This is a genomic window from Xenorhabdus beddingii (assembly GCF_002127545.1).
GTDB classification, from domain to species: Bacteria; Pseudomonadota; Gammaproteobacteria; order Enterobacterales; family Enterobacteriaceae; genus Xenorhabdus; species Xenorhabdus beddingii.
Genome location: NZ_MUBK01000051.1, coordinates 1 through 6,474, shown reverse-complemented (window position 1 = coordinate 6,474; position 6,474 = coordinate 1). Strand labels below are relative to the sequence as shown.

Genomic DNA, 6,474 nt, shown 5'->3' with positions numbered 1-6,474 from the left:
CAGATTTACCCAAATAATGGCGGAACTGTTCAAATACGGTCATAATGATTTCAATTCCTTCGTTACGGCCTTGTCAATCTGAGACCTCATTTCATCGAACCCCAGCTTCAAAAACTCTTTCTTCGCCGTAGCCCTGCGGAAACTCTGCTTCACATTCGGGTCGTGGACAAAAACAGCATAAGACGCTGAATAGCCGACACGACCGGTAAACAGTGTTCCTTTCACCTCCACATCACGGAACTGAGAGTTAATCAGCGTCTTGGTATCAATCGGCGTATACACCGCCGCCTGTCTCCCGCCGATATCCAGTGCGCGATGCATAGCCCTGTTGACTTTCTTTGATGTGATGTTGCCAACCAGCATATTCAGGTCAGCAACAGCACGGTTAATGCCAATAACCTTTACTCCCATGTCACACCGCCGTTGTTAATGTGTAGTCATCCTTTCCGCCGTTAATATCGCGATCACGGTCAACGGCTTTGATTTTACTGGCACCGGCCACTGACGGATCACGTCCGCTGTGTTTTCCGATAGCAATATAATCATCCTGCGTGGCTTCGCTGTATTCCGTCCAGATGACGTTTTTGATGACAATTTCAGTACCGACAGTTTTTGTTCCATCGCTCATCCTGCTTCCGTAATCACACCGGATGTGGATTGGCTCCGAGAACTCCGGTTTGCCGTACCCGTCCTTACCCTTCACTTTCCAGATTGTCGCCCAGCCCTTGCAGAACCGGCGCAGGATTCTACCCATATCATCCCCGGTTCACGTCAAACTGAATAATACCGACAGGTCGGTCAATCGGCAGATTGTCCGTGCATCCTGCTGTATCCAGCGCGGATAACAATTTCAGCAAAGATTTCCTGCCGTCTGCAAAATACTGGTATGAGACTGACGCACCGGACGGAGCATGTTCTGATGCTATTTTACGGACATCAGCAGCGGACAGAATGAGGATGACGGAGTACACCTTAATCAGTGTCATCACCGCATCCGTGTACCCTGCCTTGTCAAGGCAGTCGTCAATACTGTCAACCACAGACATAGCAGCGGTAATCACAAAGTCAGGAGCCTCAAACCCCATCATCTCAAGCTGCTCATGAACCTGATCAATGCCGATCTGCATAACCATCGTTTCCTCCGGTTGTTAAGGGGCTTTCGCCCCTGTGGGTTACTTGATGTCACCAGCAGTAGTTGCGGCATCTTTACCGAAAGTCACCATAACACCAGCAGTATCTTTAATGCTGGTTACTATCTGCTTCCAGTTTGCCTTGGTGCCGAGCTGATCATTCGTTGGCGACTTGATGCTGTCTTTCGCCCATTGATAACCACGCAAACCAACAGTAAAATCGTACTCACCCTGCATCAGTGCCTTGATATTCTCTTGACCCAGAACATCTTGGGCTTTCATGATGAGCGGTGAAGTCTGGACAGCAGCAGCACCAACAACCAGACCTAATGAATGCTGTTTTTCACCATCAGACAGGGCAGGAATATCTGACACGACAAAACGACGCCCAAAGCCATCCTGTTTGATGGCTACGTTGCCAATCTGGAACAGCTTGTTGGCATTGGACAGCGTTTCGTCCATGAAGTCATTAAAAGTTGCGCCATCCATCAACCACGCAATAATGCGGGAATACGCATCACCAAACGGACGTGTTGCACGGTTCAGACCACGCAAAGAAGGCGCTTTTTTCTCTGTTGACAGATCAGTAACGGACTCAGTGTTTCCAGAGATAGCAGCTTTCAACGCAGCACCCGTAGTATTCAGGTAGTCTTGCAACATAGCTTCAGCAGACTGAGCGGCTACAACTGCCGACGCCTCTGAAACATCCTTACCCAGACGCTTCATCATGGTTGGCGTCACAGAAACAGGACCAATACGACCATCAACCTTAACCATGCGATCCAAGATTTGGCCCAACTCTTGCGGGGTTAAATTGCCTGAGCCATACGCATTACGGCGCTGAGCTAAACCTCCCAGCAACTGCCATGATGTTTGCTCAACAAAGTCACCAATATGGTCACCATCCCCGAGCACTAACGCACCGCCCGATGCCTCATTAAACTCACGAACAGCCTGGGCAACCAGCTCAGTCGCGGCGGTAGAAACTTGTTTTTGAAAAATATGTAACGACATGTTATTCCTCTGATTTAGCAATGATTTCACGAGCACGATCAACTAATGGATTTGTGCTTTTGGGTTTATCACCGCCTCCGGCTGGTGTTTTCCCCTTGCCGCCGTCACCCCCGGTTCCAGTGGCCTTGCTGCCGATAATGACCGGAGCAAATAATTGGTTACTGCGAAACTCTTTTTCGAGTTCATCAATGGTAAAAGCTGACGGCTGACCGCCAGCATCAACAACGCGCGTTTTTCCGTCCTCAACTGTCAGACGAGACTTAATATGCGGCATGATTAATGGGGCGCTATCACCCGCGAGTTTTGTCGCCAGTGACTGCGCGACGTTATCCACCAGCAATGTGCGCAAATTGCCGTCTTTTTCTTCGAGCTGCGTCAGTAATTCCTTTTCACGTGTAGTTAGCTTTTCAGACCAGCTTTTCTCCAGCGCTTCAATATCCCCATTTTTTCGGGCTTGTTCTTCTGCGGCTTTTTTGGCGGCTTCTTCCGCTTGACGGCGTTTTTCCTGCTCCGTTTTTTTCTCAGAAAGCAGCTCATCGACTTTCTTTTGCAGACCGGAAACATCGGGGATCTCCGGCATGCCCTCAATCTGTAACTGATATTTGTCACCCTGCGCTTTGTACATGGCTTTTTGTTCATCAGTTAATGCTTCAAATTCTTCTTTTGTTAATAAAAACTTAAACATCGTCAACCTCGGGTTTTGATGATGTAGTCACTGACTACAGGTAATAAAAACCCGCCGGAGCGGGTCATTTGAGTTCGATATCTGCCTTTCTGAAGGCGTCAGGTATGATTTTTTTTAGCTCTTTCAGCGTCATTGGCCTGAAATATTTATCGAGTTGCAATTTAGCGAACCGCTCAGGCGACAACCCACCGTCACGGAACAATTGCGCCCTGGTTTTGCCGAGCACAATGTCCTGCCTGTTGGCTGGCTGGCGGTAAAGCCACTCGTAATAAGTCTCTTCACCCCACTCAGAATTACCAACCGGCTCCGTTACAAACAGGTTTGCGTATTTATCATCCAGCACCGGAAGTAAGCGGCTGCGACAGTTAGGATGCAGCGGAGGCCGTGGCCCCTCACCAAGCGGATAGCGGTTACCGGACAGCGACCGGCACACTGCCGATGTTTTGTTATCCAGTATTGCGCTGAATTCCTCATACTTAATCAGGTCAGGATTTTCTTTGTAGAAATCCGTTGCCGCCACGCTGTGAGCATGCTGGAGTGTTGTTCTGGCAACCATCTGAAATCCTCTTGCCACCCTGCCGACTACCGCCGCTGCGATTATCAGAGGTTCAACTGAAGTTCCGTTAATCGATGATTGCAGATCCGATATGCTGCCTCCTGATGACAACGACATCACCGCCTGATTTTCTATCTGCTGTACTGCTGTATCAGCCCATGACGCGATAAACTTAGCGAGAAACAGGGAGCCATTCCACCCTGACAGGGACAGAGGTGTGTTTTGCACATCTCTGCATACTTTGTCATCGTCAGCCGAATTAACGCTTCCGGCCAGTGAGTTAAATCCGTGATATTCCGCATTCGCCATCACAACGGCGGCATTGATAACTTCATCAAGTAACCTGTCAGAATGACCGGCAAGAACAGGTTTTAGTGATTTTCTCAATGCATGAGCTATTGATTTTACCCTGCCGACAGAGGAAACATTGCCGGAGAATCCAGACAGCGCAGATGCTACAGCAGCGCGAATATCTGACACTAAATCACGCGTATCTGCTGTTGATGATTTCAGCCTTTCCAGCATGATCTGAACCATCAGCGCATTATCAAGAATGCCGTTCGCCTGCATGACTTACACCCCCAACATATTTGCACCTCTGGTCAGTTCCAGTTCATCCACAACATCCTCAGGCTTCTCATCCTGCGGAACAAGATTTACGCCCTGCATATACCGGACAAAATCCACAATCCGCATGTTGCCGGACTGAACTGATGCCAGAAGTACTGTAATTGCTGCCGAATCAAGCTGAGCAATTTCATATGTCTTGTTGAGTTCCACTGAGGCCTCGCCAGCACCAGCAAACTGAATGCAGAACTGCAATGCTCGGTTGAATGCCTGCTCAACATTACCGGCGCTCAGTGAGAGCACGGAGTTATCCGTCTGTGCCTCATCCTGAGCCTGTGTTGCTGTTCTCGCGGATGTACCACGCTCAATTAATTTAGCGCCCAGCATTGCCATCTGCTTTTCCCGTCGCTCGGCTACGGAAATCTGCATGGTTCGTTCTTCCGGCTGGGCGAATTTCATATCACCTCCCTGCGGTAACAGAACGCCTTTGCGGGAACCAACAGTAAATCCGTCTGACATGTGGTTTTTCACCCAATCATCAGTGAGACCTGACAGTGCAACCATCGGTTGACCCACTGTGTGTGCGGACTCAGCGATGTCAGCTTCCATCTGATAATGTTTGATATTCACATAGGCAATATCAGCCAGCGGCGGCGCATCGGGGGTGTGGTCATTATTCGATGCCCCAACCCACGACCACGGCAATTCAGGTAACGGACGACCGGACGAATCTTTAAGCTCAATCCAATCTTCGGCGATTAAGTCACCGCCGTCCTGATACCAATTTCGCGAATACGCTTTACCCTCAATGAGCCGCAACTCAATCCAACGGTCCATCATCTGTAAATCAAAATAGTCTGATTCTTTGGGTTCTTGATAATGAACGACAACCAATGATGTTTTTCCATTAGTGGCTCGCCAGTTGATAATCTGCTTTGCGGTGAACAGTCGAATATACGGACGGCCTTTGTTTGCCTCTGATTGAATGCCTGCGCCTGAAAAATCGGTCAGTAAGCCCGCTCGCCCGCGCTGTAACACTTGTGATAAAGCGTCACGTATCATTTGTGTTAGTGGCTGCCCCTCACCGCTAATATCCGTCTCCAGATATTCAATGCCACCTGAGATATTGATTTTTACAGGTTTATTAAAGGCAATGCCCAACAACCCCCACAATGTCCGCCCTGTAGCGTTAATAAACGACGCCCGGAGAAGATAGCGTTTATAACGCTCGTTATTTGGGTCGTCTTTGTCTTTTCTGTCTGCCGGGTGGGGCAAATACTTCTCTCTCCGGCTTTTAACAACGCGTTCGCCATCAACACAATCGCCGATCATGTTCCACTCAGGCAGAAACTCGTTGTACGCCGGGTGCCGGTAATCAACGTTGGTATTCATGTTAGTTCCAGTTGAAATTGATTTTCTTGGTTAAACGTTTTTGATTGTTCTTAGCGACAGCAAAATAACGGAAGCCATCAGCTCCATGTGATGTGAAGTCATGGAGCGGCTTATCTTTCCAGCAGCCGCGCTTGTCATCCCATTCTTTGCGATAGCTTTCCAGATGAGATATGCCCTCAGCGCACTTCTCTTCATCAAATGCACAGTTAGGCAAAATTTCACGTACTGATTCAATGCCGGTATCAACACCCACCTTTGGCACGACCTTAAATATCATTGAGTATTTCTGACCATCGATCTCATATCCCTCTCGCGCCAGTTCGCGACGTGACTTGGCATCAGAGCCGAACTCTCGGTTATCGATATCATGTGGCCCCCAGTGCTCACCGTATGTGTAGCCTTTATCTTTTAGCACCTTCATGTAATGCCGTAAGCCTTCACCGGAGTTTTCGTAATAGTCAATGATATGGAACTCTTCACCCACTTCACGAACGAACCAGATAGCCGTTGAGTCACCCACCCCAATATCCCAGAATGTATGGACAGGCAGATGTGAGTTATCCGGCAATTTTCCAATGCGTTTGTTTTCGTACAACCAGCGGAACTGTTTAGCGTAGTAAGCGCCCTCAACTGATTGCTGAAATGCCTCGGACGGGATAGATGGATATTCCCGCTTCATGTCATCGCCTAATGTCTTCTCTTTGGCGAGATACCAAGCCTGTTGGCGTTCTGTCAGGTTGATCCCATGCTTTGCCTTAATTTCAGCAAAATAATCAGCCAATCGCTGTGGTATTGGCTCTACCGGATCAATGGCATAGAGTGGGTTCTTCCACCACGAGAAGAAAAAGAATTTCCAGTCAAGATTAGACAACTGCTTACCTTGTATTTGTGCTTTCTCGGCCGTCTGGCAGTAGTCAAAAAAGTAACCGGCTCGTCCTTCCGCTGTACTTTCAATCGTCGTGAAACAATCGGTTGATACCGCTTCAAATGCACCCGTCACTATTTCGCGCGCCTTATGGGGGAATTTGGCACATATCTTCCCGAACTCAGAGACATGCAGATAACGCAATGTGCCACCACGGAATGAGGTTGATACATAAAGTGACCCGCCTTTACGAAAGACCAGTTCA

General features: G+C 48.6%; 8 protein-coding genes. All 8 read right to left on the bottom strand.

The features are described 5' to 3' along the window. Positions 1-39: 39 nt before the first annotated feature. On the bottom strand, positions 40-411 hold the full coding sequence (locus Xbed_RS17625) for a hypothetical protein (RefSeq protein WP_086114150.1): 372 nt from the start codon (positions 409-411) through the stop codon (positions 40-42). A 1-nt stretch (position 412) separates the two neighbouring features. Beyond that, entirely contained in the window at positions 413-628 is a 216-nt protein-coding gene (locus tag Xbed_RS20350; protein WP_244182541.1) for a hypothetical protein, read from the bottom strand. 127 nt (positions 629-755) lie between these two features. Further along, on the bottom strand, positions 756-1,133 hold the full coding sequence (locus Xbed_RS17615; RefSeq protein ID WP_086114148.1) for a DUF7370 family protein: 378 nt from the start codon (positions 1,131-1,133) through the stop codon (positions 756-758). 39 nt (positions 1,134-1,172) lie between these two features. Beyond that, complete coding sequence (locus Xbed_RS17610) at positions 1,173-2,144, bottom strand: major capsid protein (RefSeq protein ID WP_086114147.1); 972 nt, start codon at positions 2,142-2,144, stop codon at positions 1,173-1,175. Between the two features lies 1 nt (position 2,145). Then, entirely contained in the window at positions 2,146-2,829 is a 684-nt protein-coding gene (locus tag Xbed_RS17605; protein WP_086114146.1) for a hypothetical protein, read from the bottom strand. Positions 2,830-2,893: 64 nt separating this feature from the next. Continuing rightward, positions 2,894-3,955 (bottom strand): minor capsid protein, encoded by a 1,062-nt coding sequence (locus Xbed_RS17600; protein ID WP_086114145.1) that lies wholly within the window; start codon positions 3,953-3,955, stop codon positions 2,894-2,896. Between the two features lie 3 nt (positions 3,956-3,958). Next, positions 3,959-5,344: a DUF4055 domain-containing protein gene (locus tag Xbed_RS17595; RefSeq protein ID WP_086114144.1), complete on the bottom strand. Its 1,386-nt coding sequence runs from the start codon at positions 5,342-5,344 to the stop codon at positions 3,959-3,961. 1 nt (position 5,345) lies between these two features. Then, positions 5,346-6,474, bottom strand: a 1,129-nt coding sequence (locus tag Xbed_RS17590; protein WP_086114143.1) for a terminase, incomplete at its 5' end; no start/stop codon positions are given.